We start from the raw sequence: 23,717 nt of genomic DNA on the forward strand, positions 1-23,717 counted from the left end.
TCGTGTCAAGCGTATCGCATAGAACGGCGACAGCAAGCATCTGGACAATCAGCGGAAAATTCCTGGCACGACTGCTCGATTTCGTGAGCCTGCTCATTCTTGCAAGACTTTTGAGCCCGGCCGATTTCGGAATCGTCGCCATTGCCACGTCGGTTCTTGTCATCGTCGAGGCGATCCTCGATCTGCCGCTCACCCAGGCGTTGGTGCGTGTTCCCTTGCCAACTGAGCGGATGTTTGCAACGGCCTTTACGTTGAGCCTCCTAAGAGGAACGGCGATCAGCCTGTTGATGATCGTCATCGCCTGGCCGATGGCTCTCATTTACAACGATCCGCGGCTTTTTCAGCTGGTTGCCGTGGTTTCGATCGCGCCTGCGATGCGTAGCGTCATCAGCCCGCGCATGGTGCTTTTCATGCAGCGTTTCGACTTCAGGCGCGAATTCGCGCTCGACATCATCGCCAAGGGATCGACCCTGATCTTCGGCGTCGGTGTCGCGCTTGCGACCGACAGTTACTGGGGGCTGGCGATTGGCGCCGTTGCCGGACCGACGGCGTCGACCATCGTCTCCTATATCTTCGCGCCGATGCGGCCGAGGCTCAGCCTTTCGGAATGGAAGCACTTCCAGGACATGATCGGCTGGAACACGATTTCGCAGGTTCTCAATTCACTCAACTGGCAGATGGACCGGCTGCTGCTGCCGCGCTTTACGAGCCTTTCCACCTACGGTGCCTTCAGCGTCGCGGATAATCTTGCCGGCATTCCCTATCAGACATTCGTCGGTCCGCTGATGCGCCCGCTGATGGCCGCCTTTTCCAATGTCAGCGACCGAGGCAAGCAGATTACCGCCTATTTGAAGGCCACCAATGCAATCATGGTCGTGGCGGCTCCCATCCTGTTCGTCATCATTTTCCTGGCCGAACCGATCCTGCGCATCGTCGTCGGCGAGAAGTGGGCCTTTGCGGCGCCGATCCTGCAGTGGCTCTGCGCCGTCAGCCTGATCGGTCTGCCGACGACCATCATGCCGCCGCTCGTCATGGTTCTCGACAAGACCCGCTATGTGGCGCTCAGGATGTTTGCTGAATTCGCAGTGAGGGCACCGGTTACCGTGCTCGGCGTCGTGATGTTCGGGCTTGACGGTGCGCTGGCAGCGCGCGTCATCGCCGCTGTCGTCGCCTATGCCGTCTGCCTTGTCATCACGCAGCGGCTGATCGGTGCCTCGATTGGCGCGCAGCTCTACGCGTTTGTCCGGCCGCTTGCGGCCTGCCTGCCGATGATCGGTTTCCTGCTCTGGGTTCAGCCTGTTCTCATCGCCATGCCGCTCGGCATCGAACTCGTCATCGGCGTCGGTCTCTGCAGCGGTGCGGCGCTTGCAATCTTCTGGGTTTCCTCCCTGCTCTTGTGGCAGGCCGTAGGGCGGCCCGACGGGCTGGAAGCCATCGTCGTCAGAAAGATCATGCCCTGGCGAAACGGAGTCGTCGTTTCATGATCGGCTCGCAAAACCCTACAACGGGGTCGAAATCTCCTGGAGGGAGAAACATGCACCACACGAAATTTGCCGGAAGATTTGCGCTTCTTATCGTCATCGGCCTTTTCGGCCCGCCAAGTCCGCGGCCGAGCGAGGCAGAAGAGCCGCTCAATCTCGACGATTTTCAGCTGACCTTTGCCGAAGACTTCAACACGCTCGATGCTTCGGCCTGGGGCGAGAACGGATCGCGCTGGATCGCGCATACACCGTGGAATGGCGATTTCGGCGATGCTCAGTTTACCGACCCGATGGACGGTTTCCCTTTTACGGTCAATGACGGCATCTTGCGGATCGAGGCTCGGAAGGATGCGGATGGTAAGTGGCGCTCCGGTCTGCTCGCCTCCACCAATCCGAAGGGCGAAGGCTTCTCCCAGACGTTCGGTTATTTTGAAGCGCGCATGAAGCTGCCGCCCGGCAAGGGCGTCTGGCCGGCTTTCTGGCTGATCGGCCTCGACCGGTCCAAATTTACCTCGGAAATCGACGTGATCGAATATTACGGCCGTGCGCCCGGCGAGTTCAGCATGGGCTATCATGTCTGGCGCCCGAGCAACCAGCACACGACGGACGGCCATCTGACGAATGTGCCCGAAGGCTCGCTCAGCAGCGACTACCACACTTTTGGCGTCGATATCGGCCCGCAGAAATCGACCTTCTATCTGGATCGTAATCCCCTCTGGAGTTTTGATACGCCGCCGGAATTCCAGATGCCCTTCTATCCGCTGGTCAATCTTGCGCTGGGGTCAGGCTGGCCGATCGATGAAACGCCGAACCCGTCCTATCTGCTGGTCGATTATATCCATGTCTATCAGCGAAAGAACCTGATTTCGGCCAAAAACGATTAGGGCCGGATGGCGGTCTGCGAGCGTTTGAGCGCGTCGAGTACGATGCCGGTCAACCGGCGCGATGGGGAGCTGCGCGGCCAGAGCATCCCGACCTCTCGCGGTGGAAAGGGCACGGGCAGTTCGAGGACAGCGATGTTGAGACCTTCCGGCCAGGGTCTTGCCCAGTCCGGCACCAGCGAGACGCCGAGCCCATTGGCGACCATGACCGAGATCGCTTCGAGGGAATCGAGTTCCAGACGTTCAGCCGGCTTCAAACCCTGTCTTTGAAGATATTCATCGGCAAGGCGGCCGCCCCAGTTGTTCCGGTCGTAGCGGATGAAGGGGCGGGTCTTCAGGAGTTCGTGCGGGTTCTCGCCCCGGCAATCGGCAGGCGCTACGAGAACCAGACGTTCGGCCCGCAGCAGTTCCCATTCCAATGTTTTCGGTATCGAAAAAGGTGGCTTTACGATGATCGCCGCGTCGATATCCCGGTCTATCAGCCGCTGGTAGAGATCGGTCGACGGGCCTGGCAGCAGGAAGACCTCGACCAGCGGCATGCTGGCGAAGACTTCATGCAGGGCTGAGGGCAGCAGCCCGGTCAGCGCAGTCGTGATGGCGCCGAGACGAAGCTCGCCGGAAGGCAGATCGGCGTTGGCAAGGCTGCGCAGATCGCGGACCTCTGCGAGGATCCTGCGGCTCTTTTCGATGATGGCGTGGCCGGTATCGGTCGGGCGGACACGGCGGCCAACCCGGGTCAGCAGCGGCACGCCGACATCGTCTTCCAGCGCCTGCATGCGCTGGGCGACCGCGGCCGGCGTGATGCCGAGGCGGCGGGAGGCTTCGGCCAGCGATCCGAGTTCGGCAACCAGCAGGAAGGTATCGAGAAAGCGCGTTTCCATAAGAAAAGTTTTTCTATCTTCTGAAACTGGAAAAAGCGAGATTTTTCTTCTTTTCGTGATCGCCATAATGCTGACGAAACCGGAGTATCTGCCTTGGATATGCAATTGAATGGAAAGACCGCGCTGGTGTTCGGCGCTGGTGGTGGTTTGGGTGGCGCGATTGCCCGCTCGCTGGCCTCGGAAGGCGTTCGCGTCGCCGTTGCCGATATCGATGAAGCCGCGGCCAGGAAGACGGCGGAAGGCATCGTTTCCGCTGGAGGGAAGGCGCTGGTTATCGGCTGGGATATCGCCGATCTCTCTGTTATCGAGGCGAGGCTGGCTGTGATCGCCGATACTTTTGGGGCCGTCGATATCCTCGTCAACAATACGGGCGGACCGCCACCAACACCGGCCTCCGGTCAATCGGCGGAAACCTGGTCGAAATATTTCGACATGATGGTGCGTTCGGTGATTGCCGTGACGGATGCCGTAGTGCCCGGCATGAAGGCGCGTGGTTGGGGCCGTGTCATTACGTCCACGTCATCTGGCGTCGTGGCGCCGATCCCCAATCTGGGTATTTCCAACAGCCTGCGTCTGGCGTTGGTCGGCTGGTCGAAGACGCTCGCCCGTGAGATCGGCCGCGATGGGATTACCGCCAATATCGTGCTGCCGGGGCGCATCGCGACCGGCCGCATTACTTTCCTCGACGAGCAGAAGGCGAAGCGCGAAAACCGGCCGGTGGAAGAAGTGACGGCGGAGAGCACAGCCGCCATTCCTGTCGGGCGTTACGGCCGGCCGGAGGAATATGGCGACACGGTTGCTTTTCTCGCCAGCCCGCGCGCATCCTATATTACCGGCTCCGTCATCCGCATCGACGGCGGCCTCATCCAGAGCATATGAGGTGCAATCCATGTCTCTAGATCCAGCCGTTATCGAAACTCTGAAGGGCGTCTCCACGGCGACTCTGACAACCGTGCTTCTGAAAAAGGGGCTCAGGAATGTCTGGATGCGCGGTACAAAGCCGCTAAGGCCGGGCCAGGAGCGGGTGGTCGGCCCAGCCTTCACGCTGCGTTTCGTACCGGCGCGTGAGGATCTGGCAACGCCCGAAAGCTGGGCTTCGCCGATCTCCACACGGGCGGCGATCGAGGATATGCCCGAGGGATGCATCGCCGTGGTCGATGCGATGGGGGTGCAGGATGCCGGTATCTTCGGCGATATTCTCTGCGCCCGGATGATGAAGCGTAAGGTTGCGGCCTTGGTCAGCGATGGTGTGGTGCGCGATCTGGAAGGGGTGCTTGCGAGCGAGTTGCCCGTCTGGTGCGATGGCATGGCTGCGCCGCCCTCCGTCGCCGGGCTGACCTTCGTCGGCTGGCAGCAGCCGATCGCCTGCGGTGGTGTTGCTGTTTTCCCCGGCGATATCGTCGTTGCGGACGAGGACGGCGCCGTGCTTATACCAGCCGCCCTTCTCGATGCGGTGCTTGCCGAAGCGCCGGAACAGGAGCGCATGGAAGGCTGGATCATGACCGAAATCGACCGGGGCGTGCCGCTGCCTGGTCTCTATCCCATGAAAGCGGAAACCAAGGCACGCTATCAGGCGTGGAAGGATGCACAATGAGCTTCGGAACTGACGCAAAGGGCGTCTATGCAATTGCGACCACGCCATTCCTGCCTGATGGTACTCTCGACGCGCCTTCAATCGACAAGTTGACCGACTTCTATCAGGACAGCGGCGTTACCGGCATGACCATCCTCGGGATCATGGGCGAGGCTCCGAAGCTTGAGCCGGCGGAATCGCGAGCAATCATTCGCCAGGTGGTCGGCCGTTCAAGAGTGCCGGTCGTTGTCGGCGTCTCTGCACCTGGCTTTGCGGCGATGCGTTCGCTCGCCCGCGATGCGATGGACATGGGGGCTGCCGGCGTGATGATCGCGCCGACGCCGGCGCTTCGCACCGATGAGCAGATCGTCCAGTATTTTGCGCAGGCTGTTGAGGCCGTCGGCACTGACGTTCCGTGGGTGCTACAGGATTATCCGCTGACGCTGACGGTCGTCATGTCGGCCAGCGTGGTTGCCAAGATCATTTCCGATCATCCCTCCTGCGTCATGCTCAAGCACGAGGACTGGCCGGGGCTGGAGAAGATCTCAAAGCTGCGCGCCATGCAGAAAGCCGGCGAGCTTCGGCCCTTCTCGATCCTCTGCGGCAATGGCGGCATGTTTCTCGATTTCGAGCCGGAGCGTGGTGCTGACGGCGCCATGACCGGCTACGGTTTCCCGGACATGCTGGTGGAACTGGTCAATCTGTTTGCCGCGGGAAAACGCGATGAGGCGCATGATCTCTTTGATGCGCATCTGCCGCTGATCCGCTACGAGCAGCAGCTCGGCGTCGGCCTTGCCGTCCGCAAGCATGTTCTCATGCGCCGGAGCGTCATCACCTCGGATGCGCAGCGCAAGCCTGGAAGCGCGCTCGGTGCAACGGCACGGGCTGAGGTCGACTACCTGCTGCGCCGCCTTGCGCGGCACGATCCTCGCGCACCGGTCTGAGGAACAAGGCTCCCCACGGCAAAGCGGGGAGCCCTTGTTGTTCAAAATGCACCGCCGCTCGCTCGATGGCGGCGCTCGCCTGCGAGGCAATGTGTAAGCAGTCGTTCCCACTCTACTTCGGAGAATTTAGAACCCGGACCGGTTTTCCGTCGATCCAGGCGGCGATATCCTCCACGGCATCCCGATAGAAGATGCGATAGGTTTCCTCTGTCACATAGCCGAGATGCGGTGTCGCCACGACATTGGCGAGCCGCCGGAACGCGTGGTTTGCGGGCAGGGGCTCCTCGTCGAAGACATCAAGGCCGGCGCCGCCGAGATGGCCGCTTTCCAGTGTTGTGACCAGTGCCTGCTCGTCGACAAGTGGTCCCCGGGACGTGTTGAGAAGTATGGCACCCGGTTTCATGCGGTCGAGTTCGCGCTTGCTGATGATGCCTTTTGTTTCAGCATTGAGGGTGAGATGCAGCGTGACGATATCGGCGGCGGATAGCAGTTCATCGAGGGAGGCGGCGTAGCCGATACCGAGATCGGCACTTTTCTGCGGCGTGTTGGAGCGCGACCAGCCGATGACGTTCATGCCGAAGGCGCGGCCGTAAGTGGCGACCTGCTGGCCGAGCTTGCCGAGACCGACGACGCCGAGTGTCAGCCCCCTGAGGTCGCGCCCGACGGAGAGTTGCCACGGATTTTGCGCTGCGCGGAAGTTGGCGACTTCCGAGGGGATATGGCGAACCAGCGCCATCAGCAGCGCCCAGGTGAGTTCAGCGGCTGAGCCGACAAAACCGCGCGTGCCGGCAACCGTGATGCCGAGGCGGGTGGCAGCGGCCATGTCGATCGAGGCATTGGCCATGCCGGTCGTGATCAGCAGTTTCAGCTTCGGCAGCCGACCGAGGCGTTCGGCGTCGAAAGGGGTGCGTTCCCGCATGGCGATGATGATGTCATAGTCCGCCAGCCGGCCGATCAGCGTGTCGGTATCGGCTATATGGTCGTCGAAACGATTGATCTCGACCTTCCCCTCGATGCCGCTCCAGTCGGCCATGGAGAGGGCGACGCGCTGGTAATCATCGAGAATGGCACAGCGTAAAGGCATTCGAAGAACTCCATGAAATATCGGTGTTTGGCGCCCTGGTCAGAGAACCATTATCGCATATTCCGAGGATATGGTGGCCGCTCGCGCAATCGTGAGAGAGGCATAGGCTAGTCGAGTTCTGCCGAATGCTCCCTGAGCAAAGCCAGAAACTCCGCCTGAAGGGCCGTCGGCAGCCAATGGCGGCGCAGCGTGACACCGACGGGGCGGCGCGAATCCGGCAGCGGATAATCCATCGCGGCGAGAAAGCCTGCCTCTAGCTCATAGCGGATCTGATAGCGGGAGAGCAGAGCGAGGTGATCGGACTTCAGGAGCACGCCCCTGATGGCATTGAGCGAGCCGGTCTCGACGCTCTGGCGGGCAGGTTTGTCCTTCGGAAAGGTTGCTGCCACGGTGTTGAAGGTTTCGCGCGAGGGCGTGTCGCGGCGGGCGACGACCCAGGGGTAGTTTGCGAGATCGTCAGGGGTGATCTCCCGGCGCTGCGTCAGGGGATGGTTGGCCCGTCCGACGACGCTGAGATCGAAATCGAAGAGCGGTTCCTGATGCAGCGTTTTCGAGATGAGGCTTCTGCGCAGTGCGCCGACGAGGATATCGATACGACCGCGCTCGAGATCGTCGATCAGCACCCCGTAGCTGCCCTCCACGATTTCGAAGCGCGCGAGCGGATAGCGGCTAGCGAGAAGTGCGACTACGTCGGGCACCAGGAAGGTTCGGGTCAGTGGCAGGGTGCCGATCGAGATACGGCCGGCATAGTGATTTCGTGTCTCCAGAAGCTCGTCGCGAAGGTTTTCGAATTCAGAAATCGCCAGGCCGAACCAGCGGGCGGCGGAAAGGCCTGCGGCCGTCAGGCGGACATTGCGACCGGAATTTTCGAAAAGGGAAATGCCCGTGACGGCTTCGGCTTCGCGAGCGGCGCGTTGTACGGCCGGTTCCGATTGCTCCAGCATGCGGGCAGCGGCGCTGAAGCTGCCATGTTCGGCAAATGTCGCAATGGCGCGCAGGTGCGGCCATGTGAGGCGCATCTCGATAACGCCGATTGCCGCTTTTGCAGCTGGTCCACAGGCCTGACGGATAAGACCAAGAAGGCGACGGAACCGCTGTTGGGCGATCTGGCCTTCTGCCGTCAGCGTCATGGCGTCGCGTTCGACCAGGGTTGCGTTCAGAAGCTCTTCCAGCCGCCGCAAGGCCTGGGATGCTGCAGGCTGGGTGATGCCGAGAATGGCTGCGGCTGATGTCAGCGAGCCGGTCTCGGCGCAGGCGACGAGCAGCCTGATATGTCTGATATTTGGATGGTTGGGCGTCGGCATGGCTCTTCCTGAGGACCCGGGGAGGGGCTTCTCAGGGTAGCGCGACCGATGTTTCGACGGAACGGTGTTTGTTCATCCAGTCTGCCGCCACCTGGATGCCGCCGAGCGGGAAGATATGCAGTTGGCCGATGAGGCTTTCAGGCTTTTCTGCTTTGTGATCGGCAAAGGCAGCGACCAGATCGGTCGGCTCGTAGGGCAAGAGCAGCTTGCTCATGTCCATGGCGCGCTTCTGCAGCACCTTGATCGAGGGGCCAATGCCGCAGGAGATTGCGTATTTGATCAATGTCTGCAGCTTGGCTGGACCGGCAATGCCGACATGGATGGGCATGGTGACGCCGGCTGCCTGGATGCGTTCCGCCCAGTCGATGACAGGCTGAGGATCGAAGGTGAATTGAGTGGTGATGGCAAGCTGCGCATCGGTACGCGAGGCGAAATCCTGTTTCCAGAGCAGTGCCCGATCGGCCAGGGCAGTTGATCCGTCCGGATCGACATCGCGGCTGCCTTCCGGATGACCGGCAAAATGCAGATGCGTGAAGCCGTGATGGTCGAAAAGCCCGGTCTCGATCAATTGTGTGGAACTGTGAAAATCGCCTACAGGCGTGTTCCTGCCGCCACCGAGCAGGAGAGCCTGGCGGACATCGGCTTCGCCCCGATATCGTTCCAGCCAGTCCGCCAATGTGCTGACATCAGGAATACTGCGGGCCGGGAGATGCGGCATGACTGCAAACCCTTGTGCGCTTAGCCGCCTTGCCGTCGCCACCATATCATCGATCGGGGTGCCGTCGAGATGAGCGATATAGACTCGGGTCCCCGTCGGCAGGAATGCACGAAAGTCATCGATCTTAGCGGCCGTACGTGGCATGACCTCGATCGAGCAGCCCTCGATCATGTCTGCGAATTCCGGCTCAGGAGTGCGTTCCCTGGATTTGCCGGCAAAATTCAACAACGCCATTTCATCACTCCCTTCGGCACTCCTCTACGCCTCTCAAAATGTATACATATAGAAATCTATTTCAATCCAGATGAGTCAATTTCGGGTGAAATTGCGATAAATCTGCAGATATCTCGATCTATAGGTATTCATTTAACTCGAAAAGGACAGGAACGTGCCTGTCGTGTAGGCGGTGCATTCGCTCCGGCAGCGTCAATAAATCCGGGCAGGGCCGCTAAAGGCGGCATCGAGGGCCTCGACAATTATATCGAGCTGAAAACCATCCATTTTGTCTAGGTGCGGGCAGGGTGGACGGTCGCCAGAGCGGGGCTTGGCAGCCATCCTTTCAGGCCACTTCTGCCTCTATCTGTAACCTCAGCTTATGACCCGTCAGCAGAACGAAGTTGCCTGCCGCTGCCAACCTTCCTAGTATTTTCAATGGCAGGCGGACGTGGAGGCGTGCTCCTGCGAGGAGGATCATCATGAGATTTTTGAAAGCCGGTGAGGCCATCGCCCGGCAGCCTGCCGCATGACCGAGCCCTGTTTTGACGTCGCCCATCTCGGTCATGTGGAACTCTACAGCGACCGTTTCGATGAGAGCCTGGATTTCTTCACAAGGGTCTATGGGCTCACACCCAGCCTGATCGAAGATGGCGTCGCCTATCTGCGCGCCTTCGATGATTATGAATTCCATACGTTGAAGCTGGTGCGCCATCACACGACCGGCGTCGGCCATGTCGGCTACCGCACGTCGTCTCCGGAAGCTCTGGAGCGGCGTGTGAAGGTGATCGAGGAAATGGGCTGTGGCCTCGGCTGGGTGGACGGCGATGCGGGACATGGCCGCGCCTATCGCTTCATCGATCCGGACGGTCATATTTTCGAGCTCTATTACGAAACGCATGTCTATGAGGCGCCCGAAGGGGAGCGTCCAGCGCTGAAGAATATCGCCCAGCGCTATCACGGGCGGGGCGCCAGTCCCCGTCGGCTCGACCACCTGAACCTGCTCGCAAGCGATATCAGGGCAATCCGCGACTTCATGACGAAAGCGCTTGGCAGCCGGGTGACGGAGCAGATCCAGCTCGACAATGGCCGGCTTGGAGGCTGCTGGTTCACGGTCAACAACAAGACCTATGACATCGCCTATTCCGAGGACCATACCGGTGCGAAGGGTCGCTTCCATCACGTGACCTACGCGGTCGACCAGCGCGAGGACATTCTGCGCGCGGCCGATATCTTTCTGGAGAACGGCGTCCATATCGAAACCGGGCCGCACAAGCATGCGATCCAGGGCACCTTTTTCCTCTACGTCTGGGAGCCGGCGGGCAACCGTGTCGAGCTCGCCAATGCCGGCGCTCGGCTGATCCTCAGGCCCGATTGGCCGACCGTGACCTGGACAGAGACGGAGCGCAAGAAAGGCCAGGCCTGGGGCCTGAAAACGATCGAGACATTTCACACGCATGGCACGCCCCCTGTGGCAAGGAAGGACTAGTTCATGGCAAAAACGGCCTTGGTCATCAGCGCGCATTCGGCGGATTTCGTCTGGCGCTGCGGCGGCGCGATCGCGCTGCATCAGGAAAAGGGCTACGAGGTGACGGTCGTATGCCTCTCCTACGGCGAGCGTGGCGAGAGCGCCAAGCTCTGGAAGAATGCCGGGATGACCCTGGAAAAGGTAAAGGCAGGGCGGCGTATCGAAGCGGAAAATGCGGCCAAGGCGCTTGGCGTGCACGATATCCAGTTCTTCGATCTCGGCGACTATCCGCTGGTTGTGGATCAGGAGGCAAAGTATCGGCTGGTCGATGTGATCCGTGCCGTGCAGCCGGAATTCATGCTCAGCCACTCCAAATGGGATCCCTATAATACCGACCATATGTACGCGACACAGGTGGCGCTCGAAGCGCGGATGATCGCGCAGGCCTGGGGGCATAATCCCGGCGAGAAGGTCCTTGGTGCGCCGCAGCTCTATCTCTTCGAGCCGCATCAGACAGAGCAGATGGAATGGAAGCCCGACGTCTTCCTCGATATTTCACCGGTCTGGGAGAAGAAATGGGCGGCGATCCAGTGCATGGAGGGGCAGGAGCATCTCTGGCACTATTACAAGAATGTCGCCGAGAACCGCGGCAATCATTTCATGCGGAATTCCGGGGGCCAGTCGGGCGGCCGCAAAGCAACACATGCCGAGGGCTTCCAGTCGGTGTTCCCGCGAACGGTGGATGAACTCTGATGGGCGTCGTCGTTCAGAACATCGAGAGGGCGGAACAATCCGTCATCAATCGTCTCGCTGCCTGCGGGGTGGCGACCGTGCATGAGGCTCAGGGCCGCAAGGGCCTGCTCGCAAGCTACATGCGACCAATCTATCCGGGTGCGAGGATTGCGGCGAGCGCGGTTACTATTTCCGCCCCTCCGGGCGACAACTGGATGCTCCATGTGGCTATCGAGCAGATCAGAGCGGGTGATATCCTGCTGCTTGCGCCAACCAGCCCCTGTGAGGACGGTTATTTCGGCGATCTTCTGGCGACGTCTGCCATGGCGCGTGGCTGCCGCGGGCTGGTGATCGATGCCGGCGTACGCGATGTTGCCGATCTCAAGACGATGAATTTTCCCGTTTGGTCGAAGGCGATCTCTGCGCAGGGGACGGTCAAGGAGACGCTAGGCTCGGTCAATATTCCCGTCGTCTGCGCCGCTGCACTGGTCAATCCAGGTGACGTGATCGTTGCCGACGATGATGGCGTCTGTGTCGTGCGGCGGGACGAGGCTGCTGACGTTGCCGGCAAGGCCGAGCAGCGGGTCGCGGCGGAAGAGGAGAAGCGCCGGCGGCTTGCCGCAGGCGAACTCGGGCTTGATATCTACAAGATGCGCGAACGGCTGACGGAGAAGGGGCTGAAATATGTCTAGGGCCGCCGCGCAAGACGGCGTTCGCTGCATGTGGATGCGCGGCGGCACCTCCAAGGGCGGTTATTTCCTGGCTGAGGATCTGCCCGAGGATCGCGATGGATTTCTGCTGCGCGTGATGGGCTCGCCCGATCCGCGACAGATCGACGGCATGGGAGGTGCCGACCCGCTGACCTCTAAGATCGCTGTCGTCCAGCGGTCCGAGAGGCCCGGCGTCGATATCGACTATCTTTTCCTGCAGGTTTATGTCGACGAGCCCATCGTCACCGATGCGCAGAATTGCGGTAATATCCTTGCCGGCGTCGGGCCTTTTGCCATTGAGCGCGGCCTGATCGAGGCCGAGGATGAGCAGACCGAAGTCCGCATCTTCATGGAAAATACCGGGCAGGTCGCCACCGCCAAGATCGCCACGCCGGATCGCCGTGTGACCTATGCGGGTGACGCTCGTATCGACGGCGTGCCGGGCACGGCGGCGGCGGTGCCGATCACCTTTGCAGATACGGCAGGTTCAAGTTGTGGAGCCCTGCTGCCGACCGGCCATGCCGTCGATATCATCGAGGGTGTCGCATGCACGTTGATCGATAATGGAATGCCCTGTGTCGTCATGCTCGCCAGCGATCTCGGCATCGATGGGACGGAAACGCCTGATACGCTCGAAGCCGATGGAAACCTCAAAGCAAAACTTGAGGCGATCCGGTTGAAGGCAGGGCCGATGATGAATCTTGGCGATGTCGCGAAGAAATCCGTGCCGAAGATGACCATGGTTTCGTCGGCAAGAGCTGGTGGCGCGATCTCGACACGCACCTTCATTCCGCATCGCTGCCATGATGCGATCGGCGTGCTCGGCGCCGTCAGTGTGGCGACGGCCTGCCTGCTGCCCGAAGGGCCGGCGGCAAAACTGGCTGTCGTGCCCGATGGCAACGAGAAACTGATCTCGGTCGAGCATCCGACCGGGGAGATGAGTGTGGTCGCGACCGTCAGGGACGGTGTCGTGACCGATGCTGCAGTGCTGCGGACCGCCCGTAAGCTTTTCGATGGATATGTCTTTGCGTGAATGCTGCTGCACTTTGTTGCTGATCAACAAGGACAGGCCGTCATATCCGCAAAACAGGAGGCTGAGATGAGGATCGGGTTTCTAGGTTACGGCGAAGCGGCGCGAGCTTTTCACGAGGGCTTGAGCCGGCCGGGCCTGAGCTTCATCGCCTATGATATCCTGCTTGCCTCGGGCGGCGAGGCCGTGCGCGAAGCGATGCGGAACCGCGGCGCCGATATTTCCGAGACCATTGCGGGGCTCTCGGAAGCGGACTGGGTGTTCAGCGCCGTGACTGCCGACCAGAGCCTGCTTGCGGTCGAACCGCTGCTGCCGCATCTGCGTCAGGGGCAGGTGGTGATCGATATCAATTCCGTGTCTCCCGGCCGAAAACGGGGGACAGCTCTCGCTGTAGAAGCGGCGGGCGGCGATTATCTCGACATGGCGGTCATGGCGCCGGTTCACCCGCGCAAGCACCAGACGCCCGTACTGCTCGCCGGTGCTCCGGCTGAGCGGCTGTTGCCGGAGCTTCTGGGTTTCGGCTTTTCGGCAGAGATTGCGGGGCCGGCAGCCGGTGCTGCAACAGCGATCAAGATGGTACGTTCGCTATTTGTGAAAGGGCTGGAGGCGATCACTGTCGAGGCCTTGCTCGCAGCAAAGGCATCCGGCTGCTACGAGGAAATCCTCTCTTCGCTTTCAGGGTCTTTTCCTGGTCTCAACTGGCCACAATTTGCCGAATACCAGATGGAGCGCACGACGCGGCACGGGCGGCGGCGGGCGGCGGAGATGCGCGAAAGCGCTGCGACGCTCGATGCGCTTGGGCTTCGTGGCGGCTTGGCGATGGAGATTGCCGAGGTGCAGGAGCGCATGGGTGCTTGCGGCCTCGGCCAGACTGGCGGGCTGGAAGAAACTGTCGGACGTGTGCTGGAATTGCGGTTGAGGCCTTAAGAAAGGATTAGCATCCGAGGGATCGTATGGCCCGGATGAGGGGGCCGTAGCTCACAAGCGACCGTCCCTCTCGGTCCGATCGTTCCCTCTCTTGCTTTGCCAGCCCCCTCATCTGCCCCTCTCCGGGGCATCCCTCCCGCTCGTGGCGGAACTAAAACTCTATGTCCTCGGTGTCATCGGATCACTGATGCGTCCGGCCTGGAATGTCGCAGGCAATGGCGTGAGTTCGATCTTTGCCACAATGCCTGCCCTGTTGAAAGGGTCGCCCTCTGCAAAGGCTGTTGCTTCGGCGATACCAGCCGTTTCCAATATGCCGAAATTGCCGATCGAGGTCCCGCCGTCATCGAGCAGGGCAGAGCCGATCAGCACCGTAGCGAGGCCTTCACCGCCGGATTGCACCCAGGCGCGATGGGTCGGGCGGTGCAGGTCGCGGGCGCTATCCTGCCCGGAATGGTGCAAGCAGCGCATGAGGAAGAAGGCGGGCATCAGGCGGCGTTTTCCAAAACGATCATGCCGGCACCGGTCATGGAGGCAGGGGCATGATAGTGCTTGTGGACGAGGTTTACCTGCTCGTTCATGGCGGCACGCATGACCAGCCACATGATGAGCTCTGCGCCTTCAGAACCGAACTGCTCGACATAAGCCTCGCGGCTCATGGCGCGATAAGGTTCAGGATTGGCAGCAATGCCGTCCAGCCAGGCGCGATCCGCCGTCTGGTTGATGAAGCCGGCGCGGGCGCCTTGAAGCTGATGCGACAGGCCGCCGGTGCCGAGGATGACGACACGTTCGTCACCCGGCCAGCTTTCGATCGCCTCGCGCAATACCTTGCCCATTTCCCAGCAGCGCTGCGGGGTGGGGATCGGATACTGGATCGTGTTGACCCAGATCGGCAGAACCTTGACCGGCCAGCGCTCCGGTCGGCCAAAGAAGAGTTCCATCGGCACCTGCAGGCCGTGATCGACCTCGATCTCGCGGCAGACCAGCGGATCGAAATGGCGCTCGACCAGTCTGTCGACGAAGTGCCAGGAAAAATCGACGGCACCTTCGAAGGCGGGAATGGACCGCGGTCCCCAGCCTTCATCGACCGGCTGATAGGTTTCCGCCACGCCGACGGCAAAGGTCGGCACGCGGTCGAGGAAGAAGCTGTTGCCGTGATCGTTGAAGACGACAACGGCGATATCGGGCTTCGCCTCGCGCATCCATTGCTTGCCTGCCTCGTAGCCATCGAAGAAAGGCTTCCAGTCCGGCGTGTCGCGCAGGCCCTTGTCGAGTGCTGCGCCGATCGAGGGAACGTGGCTCGTTCCGAGGCCGCCGATGATCTTAGCCATTTCTTTTCTTTCCCAGTCTTTCGTAGAGGAAATCCTCATGCGACATGCCGGCCTGTGCAGCGCCGATCTGAGTGATCGGCGTAGGGTCGACGGCGGCGATCTTCAGGATGAAGAACAGGTTGCCGCCGAGGCGCACCATCTCGTGCCAGTCACGGTTTTTGACGGCGGCTTTTTCCTCATCGTCCAGGCCGAAGCGGGCAAGATAGGCATCCTCATCCGCCTTGAAGGCGTCGCGGTTAGCAGGCTGAGCAAGCGCCATCGCCATCTTGTTGAGCTGGTAGCCACGGATCGAGCCGGCCCGGTCGAAGAGCGGCGTATCCGGAATGGTCGCGGTATTCTCGAGCATAATTCCTCCAAATCTGCGCGTCAGCCAGCTGGCGATTGCGGCCGTAACTTCGACTGGCCGCTCTACGGGTGCGAAGTGCCCGGCATCTTCGATGATGACGAGTTCTGTATCGGATGCCGCGTCCGCGATTTCCTGATGCTGGACGATCGGGCTCCAACCATCGTGGCGCGCTGCGACAAGCAGAATGGGACAGCCGAGTTCGGCTATATAGGCGCTGGCGTTTGGCCGGTTGATCAATGAGCGGATCTGCCGCTCATGCATATCGGGATCGGCTCGCAGCACCATGGCGCGCAGGCTGGTGATGAGTTCCGCATCCGTCAGCCGGGCTGGGCTCAGCATGGGCGGCAGCCACTCGTCGGCCAATTCTTCCATGCTGCGGTGGCCAAGGTCGATCATCTGCTGGCGTCTGATTTCCTCGCCGTCGCGTTTCGGGTGATGGCCGGTGTTGGCGAGCACCAGGCCGCGCATGCGGTCCGGTGCGATGCGTGCCATTTCCATGGCGACGCGCCCGCCCATGGAGTGGCCGACCGCAATGAGATCGCCGTCGGTGGCAGCGAGAATGCTTTCCGCCATGGTTGATATCGAGGAGGTGCGAGAGACGTCGGCTGCATGCACCGCCATGTGCTGCGCGACAGCCTCGGCAAGTGGCGCCCATACAATGCTGTCGGACACGAGCCCCGGAATGAGCACGAGCGTTGCCATCGATTTTCCTCCCGCAAGACAGACATCATAAATGTATACATTGTGTCAAGAGATCGGCCGATATGGCTATGATAATTGCCGTGCTTCGCGGATATTGCCTCTGATATGCATACAGATCTGTGCTAGAGTGATGGCTTGAAGCGGGGTTTTGTATGCGTTCGCGCTGTTATATACATTTAGCCGGGATTGGAGGCGCCGATGAAGCAGAGTGAAGCCGCAACGCATGGCCGTCGCGCCGTTATCGAGTTGCGGGAAAAGATTTTGAGCGGCGAACTGCAGGGCGGCACGCGTCTCTTCGAAGTACCGTTGGCGGAGGCGCTTGATATTTCACGCACACCGGTGCGCGAGGCGATGTCGCGGCTGACGGAGGAGGGGCTGCTCGATCGTCTGCCAAATGGCGGTTTTGTGGTCCGTCGCTTCGGCTTTGCCGATGTGGTCGATTCCATCGAGGTGCGTGGCGTCATGGAAGGCATGGCGGCAAGGCTCGCTGCGGAACGAGGTGCCACACCTGATGCGCTCGAGGATATCAGGCAGACGGTGCTCAACCTCGACGCCTGTTTTGGCGAGCAGCTCGATGATGTGGATTTCGACGCCTATTCCGACCTGAACGAAAAATTCCACCATCAGCTTGCAGCACTTGCCGGCAGCGAGATCATTCGGCGTGAGGTGGAGCGGGCAAGTTCGCTGCCCTTTGCCTCGCCGTCGGCCTTCCTGCCCGACAAGGCTGATATCACCGCCTTCCGCCGTTCGCTGCGCTCCGCGCAGGACCAGCACAAGGCGCTTGTCAGTGCGATCGAAGCGCGCGAAGGCAGCCGCGCGGAAGCGATCGCCAGGGAGCACGCACGGACGGCGCGGCGCAATCTTGAATACATTCTGGCGGAGGACCCAACCCTGATCGAGCAGATCAGGGGGCTTGCGCTGATTCACCGGTAATTTCAGATAATTCGCGCTTCAACAGGGCGGCTCGTGGCCGCCCTTTTTCATTTTCGGTGCATTGAACTGGGCGCTGCCGGGAGAAAATAGGCTTGCAATCTGATCGCTTTGGGCATTTGATGTATACATTATCGCATGCCAATGGGAGGATATCAGGTGGCGAGATCGAACCTATCCGAAGTTTTGAAGTCGGCCGGCAATACGGTGGAGTTGCTGCGCAATTCCAAGGTCGGCATGTATGTATACCCGGTCGTGGCGGCCGAGTTTTCCAACTGGCGTTCGGAGCAGGCCGCGTGGCGCAACTCCGCCGTCCTCTTCGATCAGTCGCACCATATGGACGAGCTGACTGTTGAAGGCCCGGATGCGGAGAAGTTCCTCGCCTATCACGGCGTCAACGCCTTCTCGAATTTCGATACGAACCGCGCCAAGCATTTCGTGCCGGTCACGCCTGCCGGTCATGTCATCGGCGACCAGATCAGCTTCCGTGAGCGCGAAGACAAGTTCATCCTCGTCGGCCGTTCGCCGACTTCCAACTGGCTGATGTTCTGTGCTGCCTACGGCAAATGGAATGTGCGCCTGAAATATGATCCGCGTTCGCCCTCCCGCCCGGAAGGCGAACGGGTGCTGCGCACGCATTACCGCTACCAGATCCAGGGACCGGATGCCCCAAAGATCTTCGAGAAGATGAATGGCGGGCCGATCCCTGACATCAAGTTCTTCCATGTCGACAAGATCAAGGTCGGCTCGAAGACGGTGAATGCGCTGCGCCACGGCATGTCCGGCGCGCCGGGCCTGGAAATCTGGGGCCCTTACGAAGACAAGGCCTATATCCACTCGGTCATCATGGAATCCGCAAAGGCGGCCGGCGTCGATCTCGTTCGCTGCGGCAGCCGCGCCTATTCCACCAACACGCTGGAATCCGGCTGGATCCCGTCGCCGCTGCCCGGCATTTATACGGGCGACGGCATGCTGGCGGCCTATCGCGACTGGCTCGGCGCCGACAGCTATGAGGCAACCGGTGCCATCGGCGGCAGCTTCGTTTCCAGCAATATCGAGGATTATTACGTCACGCCGTTCGAACTCGGCTACGACTTCTACATCGGCTGGAAGAAGGACGATTTCATCGGCAAGTCCGCGCTCGAGAAGATGAAGGGCCAGACGAGCCGCAAGAAGGTGACCTTCGAGTGGAACGCCGAAGACGTCGTCAACGTCATCGCCTCGGCCTTCCGTCCGGGCGAGGATCACTTCAAGTGGATCGATTTCCCGCAGCCGAACTATGCCTCGACCAGCGCCGACAAGATCATGCGCGATGGCAAGATGGTCGGCATGTCGATGTTCAACGGCTACAGCTACAACGAACGCTGCATGCTTTCGCTCGGCATCGTTGATGCAGATGTCGAGATCGGCGATGTCTTGACCCTCGTCTGGGGCGAGCCCGATGGCGGCTCCGGCAAGACGTCCGTCGAGCCGCACAAGCAGGCGGAAATCCGTGTGCGCGTTTCGCCCACGCCCTATGCCAGCGAAGCCCGCGAGAATTACGCCGACAGTTGGCGTAGCAAGAAGGGCTGAAATCCGACACCTCCATCCACGGTGTTAACGACGGCGCCCGGGAGGGCGCCGTTTTTTATGGATTCGTCCGGTCCTCTTGCCTCTAGCCGTCCGTGCGCAGCAGCGCTAAAAAACAGCCACACTTCCCGATCGGCGATCACTCCGATGTCACAATGACAACGCAGATATGCCCCCTGAAAATCGAATCGAACAAGGATGACAGCAGTGGCACAGGCCCAGCCGCATGAGCGAATTCAGTACATCGTCGAGGGCGGCCATCGCCTTGCCGGCGAGATCCAACCAAGCGGCAACAAGAATGCCGCCCTGCCGATCATTGCCGCCTCGCTGCTGACCGACAAGCTCGTGCATCTGACCAACGTGCCGCGCATCCGCGATGTCGAAGCACTGGTCGAGCTGATCCAATCCGTCGGCGCCAAGGCGCGCTGGCTCGGCCGCAACGAACTCGAGATCGAGGCGAGTGATCTCAAGCCGGCTGATCTTGATCCTGGCCTCTGCGCTCGTATCCGCGCGTCGATCCTGCTTGCCGGTCCGATGCTGGCGCGCTGTGGCGAGATCACGCTGCCGCCGCCGGGCGGCGATGTCATCGGCCGCCGCCGCGTTGACACACACTTTCTCGCATTGGAACAACTCGGTGCGGAGATCAGCGTTAACGGCTCCTATAGTTTCCGCGCCAGGCACCTGTGCGGTGCGGACGTTTTCCTGGACGAACCCTCGGTCACGGCAACGGAAAATGCGCTCTGCGCGGCTGTTGCCGCCGAAGGCAAGACGATCCTGCGCAATTGCGCCTCCGAGCCGCATGTTCAAGATCTCGCTCATTTCCTCATTGCCCTGGGTGCGAAGATCGAGGGTATCGGCACCAATACAATGACCATTCACGGCGGCCAGCCGCTTGGCGGCGCGTCGCACCGTATCGGCCCTGACCATAACGAGATCGGCTCGCTGATCGGCCTTGCTGCCGTCACCGGTTCCGAAATCACCATCCGACGGGCGGGCGTGGAACATCTGCGCTCGACGCTGATGACCTTCGAACGTCTCGGCATCCGCTGCCGCGTCGAGGGCGACGATCTCGTGGTGCCGGCGGGGCAGGAGATGAAAATCCAGCCGGATTTCGGCGGGCACATTCCGAAGATCGAAGATCAGCCCTGGCCGGCATTTCCGGCCGACACAATGTCGATCGCCATCGTTACCGCCTCGCAGTGTGATGGTGTGGTGTTGATGTTCGAGAAGATGTTCGAAAGCCGGATGTTCTTCGTCGACAAGCTGATTACCATGGGTGCCCGCATAGTTCTTTGCGATCCGCATCGCGCGATCGTCGCCGGCCCTTCCAAGCTGCGTGCCGCACAGGTGGAAAGCCCGGATATCCGCGCTGGCATGGCAATGCTGATCGCCGCCATGTGTGCCGAGGGAACGAGCGTCATCAACAATGCCCAGCAAATCGAGCGCGGCTATGAGCGGATCGAGGAGCGGCTGAACGCGCTCGGTGCGCGCATCACCCGTGTACCGCCGCGCGAGGCATAATCTCAGACGCTGAGATGCGCGTCGAGGGTCTCCGGTGAGGCGAGAAGTGCCTCGGACGTGTTGCGGTAGGTGACTGCGCCGCGTTCAAGCACGATGACCTCATCCGTCAGCGGCAGCACCTTGCGAGCCTTCTGCTCGACAATGATCGCCGACATGCCCTCACCGGTGACGATGCGGCGCAGTGCGGCCAGAAGTTCGTCGACGATGATCGGCGCGAGGCCTTCCAGCGGCTCATCGAGCAGCAGGATCTTCGGATTGAGCATCAGGGCGCGGGCGATCGCGAGCATCTGCTGCTCGCCGCCGGAGAGCTGGTTGCCGAGGTTGCGACGGCGTTCCTGCAGACGTGGGAACATCTGGTAGACGCGGCCGACATTCCATGCGCCGGGGCGGGCGCTCGCCGTCAGGTTTTCCTCCACCGTCAGCGAACGGAAGATATTGCGTTCCTGCGGCACCCAGCCGATGCCGAGCGGCGCGCGCTTTTCCGCCCTGAGCCGGGTGATGTCGCGCTGCTGCAGGTGGATGGAGCCGGCGTGGTGGGCGGTGACGCCGATAATGGTGTTGAGCAGCGTCGTCTTGCCGGCGCCGTTGCGGCCGAGCAATGCCAGCGAACGGCCTTCCTCCAGCGAGACATCGACCTTGGCAAGCACCTGCGCTTCGCCATAACCGGCAACGAGGCGCTCAATCCGCAGCAATTCGGTCATCAGGCATCCTCCCCGAGATAGATGGCTTTCACCCGCGGGTCTTTCGAGATCTCGGCGACGGTTCCCTCGGCAAAGAGCGCCCCGGCGGCGAGTACCGAGATACGGTCTGCGAATGAGAAGACGAGATCCATATCGTGTTCGATCAGCACGACGGTGACATTGGCCGGCAGCTCGCGGACGATGCCGAGAACCTCGTGCCGCTCCTCTTCGGGAACGCCGGCGGCGGGCTCATCGAGCAGCAGCACCTTCGGCTGCATGGCAATCGCAAGGGCGATCTCCAGAAGGCGCTGCTTGCCATAGGGCAGGAGTGTCGTCGGCGTGCCCATGACATCGACCAAACGAAAGCGCTCCAGCAGTGCGGCGGCTTCATCGGCGACTTCGCGGTCGGCCGAGAGCGGCCGCCAGGCGAAGCGGCCATGGCCCTTGCGTTCGCTGATCGCCAGCATGACGGAATCGAGCGGCGTGAAATCGCCGAAGAGCTGATTGATCTGAAAGGTACGGGCAAGACCCTTGCCGACGCGGCGATAGGAAGAGACACCGGTAATGTCCTCACCAGCGAGCAGGATCTCGCCACTGTTCGGTGTCAGTACGCCGCTCAGCAGGTTGATGATCGTGGTCTTGCCGGCTCCGTTCGGGCCGATCAGGGCATGGCGGGCACCTTGGCGGATCTGCAGCGAGACATCGTTGGTGGCGATGAAGCCGCCAAAGCGCTTGACGAGATGACGGGTTTCGAGGGCGAGCGTCATTTGCTTTCCTCCGCGACGGTTTGCTGCATGCCGGCTTCGCGCTTGCGGGCCGAGCCTGGTAGCAGGGTCTGCCAGCGTGTCAGGCGCTCGCGGCCGACCAGAACGATGATGATAAGCACGAGGCCGATCCAGAACATCCAGTATTGCGGCGTGATGACCGACAGCCAGTTGCGCAGGATGGAGAAGATCACCGCGCCGAAGACGCCGCCATAGAGATAACCGGCGCCGCCGATGACCAGCACCAGCAGCACTTCGGCTGAACGGTGGAAAGCGAGCACGTCCGGTGAGACGAAGCTTGTCGTCTGGGTCAGCAGCGCGCCTGCGATACCGGCATAGGCCGCCGAGATCGTGTAGATCGCGACGATGCGGCGGGTAGGCGATATGCCGAGCATGGAGGCGCGGCGCTGGTTGCGCTTGATCGCCTTCAGCGACAGGCCGAAAGGCGAATTGACGATGCGACGGGCGATGTAGGTCAGAGCGACAAGCACGATAAGGCAATAGACATAGCCGGTGCGGCCCCAGAGATCGAATTCGAAATAGCCGAGGATCGGGTCGATGATGATACCGCTCAGTCCGTCAGCGCCGCCGGTAAGCCAGGCCGCCTGATTAACCACTTCGGCAAGCAGCATGGCGACGCCAAAGGTGGTCATAAGGCGCGTGAGATCGGAGCCCCGCAATACGAGGAAACTCGTCAGGAAGCCGAAGAGGGCGCTGACGAGGCCAGCCGCCATCAGGCCGATCACGGGCTCGCCGGAGACATGGACGGCGAAGAGGCCTGCTGCATAAGCGCCGAGGCCGAAGAAGGCGGTGTGGCCGAGCGAGACGATGCCGGCATAACCGAGGATAAGATCCAACGAGACGGCAAAGAGCGCCAGGATGGCGATCTCCGTCAGGATCAGCATCTGCGATGGCAGGACGAAGATCGCAGCGATGGTCGCCAGCCACAGCGCTAATTCCCAGATCTGCCAGCGGCCGGCGTGCCTCAGGAGCCCCATGGCCTGCTTGGAGGCGTTGTTGCGTTCGCCGCTCATCGGCCGCCCTCCCGGGAGAAGAGGCCATGGGGCCGGAGGATCAGCACAAGGATCATGACGGCATAGATGATGAAGGCGCCGAGTTGCGGCACGTAATATTTGCCGGCGACATCGGCGACGCCGAGCAGAAGTGCTGCGATGAACGGGCCGGTAATGGACGAGGTGCCGCCGACGGTCACGACGATCATGAAATAGATGAGGTATTTCAGCGGAAAGTTCGGATCGAGGCCGAGCAGTTCGGTGCCGAGCGCACCACCAAGGCCAGCGAGACCGGAGCCGAGCGCGAAGGTCAGCGCGAAGATGACCGAGACATTGATGCCCATGCCGCGGGCGACGCGTCCGTCATCGACGGCCGCACGTAGCTGGCTGCCGAAGCGGGTTCGGGTGAGCGCCAGTTGCAGCGTGACCGTCAGCACCGCGCAGATGACGATGATGAAAAGCCGGTAGCGGCCGATATCGATACCGAGGAAGTCGAAGCGGCCGCTGAGCTCAGGTGGCAGGTTGATGAGTTGCTGCTGCCCGCCCATGAAATAGTCGATTGCCGCGATCGCCATGAAGACGAGGCCGATCGAAAACAGCACCTGATCGAGATGCGAAGCCGAATAGAGGCGGCGGTAAAGCAGCCGTTCCAACACAACGCCGGCAAGCGCTGTGACGATGAAGGCGGCCGGCAGGCACCAGTAGAAGGAGATGCCGTAGCTATTCATCATGATGACGGTGACGTAACCGCCTGCCATGGCAAAGGCGCCATGCGCCAGATTGACGAAATTCATCAGGCCCAGCGTGACCGACAATCCGCAGGCGAGAACAAAGAGAAGCATGCCATAGGCGATGCCGTCGAACAGGATTGTCAGCATGAGACCTCACTGCATCCAGACGGCGGAATTGCTTCCGCCG

The 23,717-nt window shown here is 61.1% G+C and carries 24 protein-coding genes; 13 read left to right on the forward strand and 11 right to left on the reverse strand.

What is annotated here, in order from left to right; translation table 11 throughout:
- Positions 1-2: 2 nt before the first annotated feature.
- Positions 3-1,484 (forward strand): oligosaccharide flippase family protein, encoded by a 1,482-nt coding sequence (locus ACR9ZQ_RS06550; RefSeq protein ID WP_029868544.1) that lies wholly within the window; start codon positions 3-5, stop codon positions 1,482-1,484.
- A gap of 50 nt (positions 1,485-1,534) precedes the next feature.
- A complete protein-coding gene (locus ACR9ZQ_RS06555; protein ID WP_029868545.1) occupies positions 1,535-2,365 on the forward strand; it encodes a glycoside hydrolase family 16 protein in 831 nt (276 codons plus the stop codon).
- Here the strand turns inward: ACR9ZQ_RS06555 and ACR9ZQ_RS06560 are convergent.
- Entirely contained in the window at positions 2,362-3,243 is an 882-nt protein-coding gene (locus ACR9ZQ_RS06560) for a LysR family transcriptional regulator (protein WP_310386061.1), read from the reverse strand. The genes ACR9ZQ_RS06555 and ACR9ZQ_RS06560 overlap by 4 nt on opposite strands.
- 93 nt (positions 3,244-3,336) lie before the next feature.
- Between ACR9ZQ_RS06560 and ACR9ZQ_RS06565 the strand changes: the two genes are divergently transcribed.
- The 3 genes from ACR9ZQ_RS06565 to ACR9ZQ_RS06575 are packed head-to-tail and all read left to right on the forward strand — an operon-like array spanning position 3,337 to position 5,760.
- A complete protein-coding gene (locus tag ACR9ZQ_RS06565) occupies positions 3,337-4,122 on the forward strand; it encodes an SDR family oxidoreductase (RefSeq protein ID WP_481427349.1) in 786 nt (261 codons plus the stop codon).
- A 10-nt stretch (positions 4,123-4,132) separates the two neighbouring features.
- Entirely contained in the window at positions 4,133-4,837 is a 705-nt protein-coding gene (locus ACR9ZQ_RS06570) for a ribonuclease activity regulator RraA (RefSeq protein ID WP_481427350.1), read from the forward strand.
- Complete coding sequence (locus ACR9ZQ_RS06575; RefSeq protein ID WP_481427351.1) at positions 4,834-5,760, forward strand: dihydrodipicolinate synthase family protein; 927 nt, start codon at positions 4,834-4,836, stop codon at positions 5,758-5,760. The genes ACR9ZQ_RS06570 and ACR9ZQ_RS06575 overlap by 4 nt, the downstream gene beginning before the upstream one ends.
- A 112-nt stretch (positions 5,761-5,872) precedes the next feature.
- Here ACR9ZQ_RS06575 and ACR9ZQ_RS06580 read toward each other — a convergent pair whose 3' ends face one another.
- The 3 genes from ACR9ZQ_RS06580 to ACR9ZQ_RS06590 form a co-directional block, all read right to left on the reverse strand.
- Positions 5,873-6,844 carry a D-2-hydroxyacid dehydrogenase family protein gene (locus tag ACR9ZQ_RS06580; RefSeq protein WP_310386055.1) on the reverse strand — a complete coding sequence of 324 codons (972 nt, stop codon included), beginning with the start codon at positions 6,842-6,844 and terminating at the stop codon, positions 5,873-5,875.
- 107 nt (positions 6,845-6,951) lie between these two features.
- The gene (locus ACR9ZQ_RS06585) at positions 6,952-8,148 is read right to left on the reverse strand and encodes a LysR family transcriptional regulator (protein ID WP_310386053.1); all 1,197 of its coding nucleotides are present in this window, start codon (positions 8,146-8,148) and stop codon (positions 6,952-6,954) included.
- A 31-nt stretch (positions 8,149-8,179) separates the two neighbouring features.
- On the reverse strand, positions 8,180-9,100 hold the full coding sequence (locus ACR9ZQ_RS06590; RefSeq protein WP_310386051.1) for a methylenetetrahydrofolate reductase: 921 nt from the start codon (positions 9,098-9,100) through the stop codon (positions 8,180-8,182).
- Positions 9,101-9,608: 508 nt separating this feature from the next.
- Here ACR9ZQ_RS06590 and ACR9ZQ_RS06595 point away from each other — a divergent pair.
- The 5 genes from ACR9ZQ_RS06595 to ACR9ZQ_RS06615 all read left to right on the forward strand — a co-directional run bounded on the left by ACR9ZQ_RS06595 (position 9,609) and on the right by ACR9ZQ_RS06615 (position 13,946).
- Positions 9,609-10,568, forward strand: a complete 960-nt coding sequence (locus ACR9ZQ_RS06595; RefSeq protein ID WP_481427352.1) for a VOC family protein — start codon at positions 9,609-9,611, stop codon at positions 10,566-10,568.
- 3 nt (positions 10,569-10,571) lie between these two features.
- Complete coding sequence (locus tag ACR9ZQ_RS06600) at positions 10,572-11,300, forward strand: PIG-L deacetylase family protein (protein ID WP_481427353.1); 729 nt, start codon at positions 10,572-10,574, stop codon at positions 11,298-11,300.
- Positions 11,300-11,971 (forward strand): 4-carboxy-4-hydroxy-2-oxoadipate aldolase/oxaloacetate decarboxylase, encoded by a 672-nt coding sequence (gene ligK, locus ACR9ZQ_RS06605; protein WP_481427354.1) that lies wholly within the window; start codon positions 11,300-11,302, stop codon positions 11,969-11,971. The genes ACR9ZQ_RS06600 and ligK overlap by 1 nt, the downstream gene beginning before the upstream one ends.
- Positions 11,964-13,022, forward strand: a complete 1,059-nt coding sequence (locus tag ACR9ZQ_RS06610; RefSeq protein ID WP_310386043.1) for a 4-oxalomesaconate tautomerase — start codon at positions 11,964-11,966, stop codon at positions 13,020-13,022. Before ligK ends, ACR9ZQ_RS06610 begins: the two co-directional genes overlap by 8 nt.
- Positions 13,023-13,088: 66 nt before the next feature.
- Complete coding sequence (locus tag ACR9ZQ_RS06615) at positions 13,089-13,946, forward strand: NAD(P)-dependent oxidoreductase (protein WP_481427355.1); 858 nt, start codon at positions 13,089-13,091, stop codon at positions 13,944-13,946.
- Positions 13,947-14,105: 159 nt separating this feature from the next.
- Here the strand turns inward: ACR9ZQ_RS06615 and ACR9ZQ_RS06620 are convergent, their stop codons facing one another.
- Genes ACR9ZQ_RS06620 through ACR9ZQ_RS06630 form a run of 3 tightly spaced genes read right to left on the reverse strand, consistent with a single transcriptional unit; the run spans position 14,106 to position 16,322 of the window.
- On the reverse strand, positions 14,106-14,432 hold the full coding sequence (locus ACR9ZQ_RS06620; RefSeq protein WP_481427356.1) for a YciI family protein: 327 nt from the start codon (positions 14,430-14,432) through the stop codon (positions 14,106-14,108).
- Positions 14,432-15,274, reverse strand: coding sequence for a class III extradiol dioxygenase family protein (locus tag ACR9ZQ_RS06625; RefSeq protein ID WP_481427357.1), 843 nt, complete (start codon positions 15,272-15,274; stop codon positions 14,432-14,434). The genes ACR9ZQ_RS06620 and ACR9ZQ_RS06625 overlap by 1 nt, the downstream gene beginning before the upstream one ends.
- The gene (locus ACR9ZQ_RS06630) at positions 15,267-16,322 is read right to left on the reverse strand and encodes an alpha/beta fold hydrolase (RefSeq protein ID WP_481427358.1); all 1,056 of its coding nucleotides are present in this window, start codon (positions 16,320-16,322) and stop codon (positions 15,267-15,269) included. Before ACR9ZQ_RS06630 ends, ACR9ZQ_RS06625 begins: the two co-directional genes overlap by 8 nt.
- A 198-nt stretch (positions 16,323-16,520) precedes the next feature.
- Between ACR9ZQ_RS06630 and ACR9ZQ_RS06635 the strand changes: the two genes are divergently transcribed.
- The 3 genes from ACR9ZQ_RS06635 (at position 16,521) to murA (ending at position 20,342) form a co-directional block, all read left to right on the forward strand.
- Positions 16,521-17,255 (forward strand): GntR family transcriptional regulator, encoded by a 735-nt coding sequence (locus tag ACR9ZQ_RS06635; protein WP_481427359.1) that lies wholly within the window; start codon positions 16,521-16,523, stop codon positions 17,253-17,255.
- A gap of 156 nt (positions 17,256-17,411) precedes the next feature.
- Complete coding sequence (gene ligM / locus ACR9ZQ_RS06640; protein ID WP_481427360.1) at positions 17,412-18,824, forward strand: vanillate/3-O-methylgallate O-demethylase; 1,413 nt, start codon at positions 17,412-17,414, stop codon at positions 18,822-18,824.
- A 195-nt stretch (positions 18,825-19,019) separates the two neighbouring features.
- Positions 19,020-20,342, forward strand: coding sequence for a UDP-N-acetylglucosamine 1-carboxyvinyltransferase (gene murA / locus ACR9ZQ_RS06645; RefSeq protein WP_481427361.1), 1,323 nt, complete (start codon positions 19,020-19,022; stop codon positions 20,340-20,342).
- A gap of 2 nt (positions 20,343-20,344) precedes the next feature.
- Here the strand turns inward: murA and ACR9ZQ_RS06650 are convergent, their stop codons facing one another.
- From ACR9ZQ_RS06650 to ACR9ZQ_RS06665, 4 genes are read right to left on the reverse strand one after another with little or no spacing between them, the layout of a single operon-like run.
- Entirely contained in the window at positions 20,345-21,043 is a 699-nt protein-coding gene (locus ACR9ZQ_RS06650) for an ABC transporter ATP-binding protein (RefSeq protein WP_481427362.1), read from the reverse strand.
- The gene (locus ACR9ZQ_RS06655; protein WP_310386025.1) at positions 21,043-21,789 is read right to left on the reverse strand and encodes an ABC transporter ATP-binding protein; all 747 of its coding nucleotides are present in this window, start codon (positions 21,787-21,789) and stop codon (positions 21,043-21,045) included. Before ACR9ZQ_RS06655 ends, ACR9ZQ_RS06650 begins: the two co-directional genes overlap by 1 nt.
- A complete protein-coding gene (locus ACR9ZQ_RS06660) occupies positions 21,786-22,820 on the reverse strand; it encodes a branched-chain amino acid ABC transporter permease (RefSeq protein ID WP_310386023.1) in 1,035 nt (344 codons plus the stop codon). Before ACR9ZQ_RS06660 ends, ACR9ZQ_RS06655 begins: the two co-directional genes overlap by 4 nt.
- Positions 22,817-23,677: a branched-chain amino acid ABC transporter permease gene (locus ACR9ZQ_RS06665; RefSeq protein WP_310386021.1), complete on the reverse strand. Its 861-nt coding sequence runs from the start codon at positions 23,675-23,677 to the stop codon at positions 22,817-22,819. Before ACR9ZQ_RS06665 ends, ACR9ZQ_RS06660 begins: the two co-directional genes overlap by 4 nt.
- Between the last annotated feature and the right edge of the window lie 40 nt (positions 23,678-23,717).

The organism is Rhizobium sp. KNZ14-9A, assembly GCF_056755015.1.

What these genes read in the sequence shown, in the direction of transcription:
- ACR9ZQ_RS06555 (WP_029868545.1), top strand. Translation starts at nt 1,535, where the DNA reads ATGCACCACACGAAATTTGCCGGAAGATTTGCGCTTCTTATCGTCATC.
- ACR9ZQ_RS06560 (WP_310386061.1), bottom strand. Translation starts at nt 3,243, where the DNA reads ATGGAAACGCGCTTTCTCGATACCTTCCTGCTGGTTGCCGAACTCGGA.
- ACR9ZQ_RS06570 (WP_481427350.1), top strand. Translation starts at nt 4,133, where the DNA reads ATGTCTCTAGATCCAGCCGTTATCGAAACTCTGAAGGGCGTCTCCACG.
- ACR9ZQ_RS06575 (WP_481427351.1), top strand. Translation starts at nt 4,834, where the DNA reads ATGAGCTTCGGAACTGACGCAAAGGGCGTCTATGCAATTGCGACCACG.
- ACR9ZQ_RS06580 (WP_310386055.1), bottom strand. Translation starts at nt 6,844, where the DNA reads ATGCCTTTACGCTGTGCCATTCTCGATGATTACCAGCGCGTCGCCCTC.
- ACR9ZQ_RS06585 (WP_310386053.1), bottom strand. Translation starts at nt 8,148, where the DNA reads ATGCCGACGCCCAACCATCCAAATATCAGACATATCAGGCTGCTCGTC.
- ACR9ZQ_RS06590 (WP_310386051.1), bottom strand. Translation starts at nt 9,100, where the DNA reads ATGGCGTTGTTGAATTTTGCCGGCAAATCCAGGGAACGCACTCCTGAG.
- ACR9ZQ_RS06595 (WP_481427352.1), top strand. Translation starts at nt 9,609, where the DNA reads ATGACCGAGCCCTGTTTTGACGTCGCCCATCTCGGTCATGTGGAACTC.
- ACR9ZQ_RS06600 (WP_481427353.1), top strand. Translation starts at nt 10,572, where the DNA reads ATGGCAAAAACGGCCTTGGTCATCAGCGCGCATTCGGCGGATTTCGTC.
- ligK (WP_481427354.1), top strand. Translation starts at nt 11,300, where the DNA reads ATGGGCGTCGTCGTTCAGAACATCGAGAGGGCGGAACAATCCGTCATC.
- ACR9ZQ_RS06610 (WP_310386043.1), top strand. Translation starts at nt 11,964, where the DNA reads ATGTCTAGGGCCGCCGCGCAAGACGGCGTTCGCTGCATGTGGATGCGC.
- ACR9ZQ_RS06615 (WP_481427355.1), top strand. Translation starts at nt 13,089, where the DNA reads ATGAGGATCGGGTTTCTAGGTTACGGCGAAGCGGCGCGAGCTTTTCAC.
- ACR9ZQ_RS06620 (WP_481427356.1), bottom strand. Translation starts at nt 14,432, where the DNA reads ATGCCCGCCTTCTTCCTCATGCGCTGCTTGCACCATTCCGGGCAGGAT.
- ACR9ZQ_RS06625 (WP_481427357.1), bottom strand. Translation starts at nt 15,274, where the DNA reads ATGGCTAAGATCATCGGCGGCCTCGGAACGAGCCACGTTCCCTCGATC.
- ACR9ZQ_RS06630 (WP_481427358.1), bottom strand. Translation starts at nt 16,322, where the DNA reads ATGGCAACGCTCGTGCTCATTCCGGGGCTCGTGTCCGACAGCATTGTA.
- ACR9ZQ_RS06635 (WP_481427359.1), top strand. Translation starts at nt 16,521, where the DNA reads ATGAAGCAGAGTGAAGCCGCAACGCATGGCCGTCGCGCCGTTATCGAG.
- murA (WP_481427361.1), top strand. Translation starts at nt 19,020, where the DNA reads ATGACAGCAGTGGCACAGGCCCAGCCGCATGAGCGAATTCAGTACATC.
- ACR9ZQ_RS06650 (WP_481427362.1), bottom strand. Translation starts at nt 21,043, where the DNA reads ATGACCGAATTGCTGCGGATTGAGCGCCTCGTTGCCGGTTATGGCGAA.
- ACR9ZQ_RS06655 (WP_310386025.1), bottom strand. Translation starts at nt 21,789, where the DNA reads ATGACGCTCGCCCTCGAAACCCGTCATCTCGTCAAGCGCTTTGGCGGC.
- ACR9ZQ_RS06660 (WP_310386023.1), bottom strand. Translation starts at nt 22,820, where the DNA reads ATGAGCGGCGAACGCAACAACGCCTCCAAGCAGGCCATGGGGCTCCTG.
- ACR9ZQ_RS06665 (WP_310386021.1), bottom strand. Translation starts at nt 23,677, where the DNA reads ATGCTGACAATCCTGTTCGACGGCATCGCCTATGGCATGCTTCTCTTT.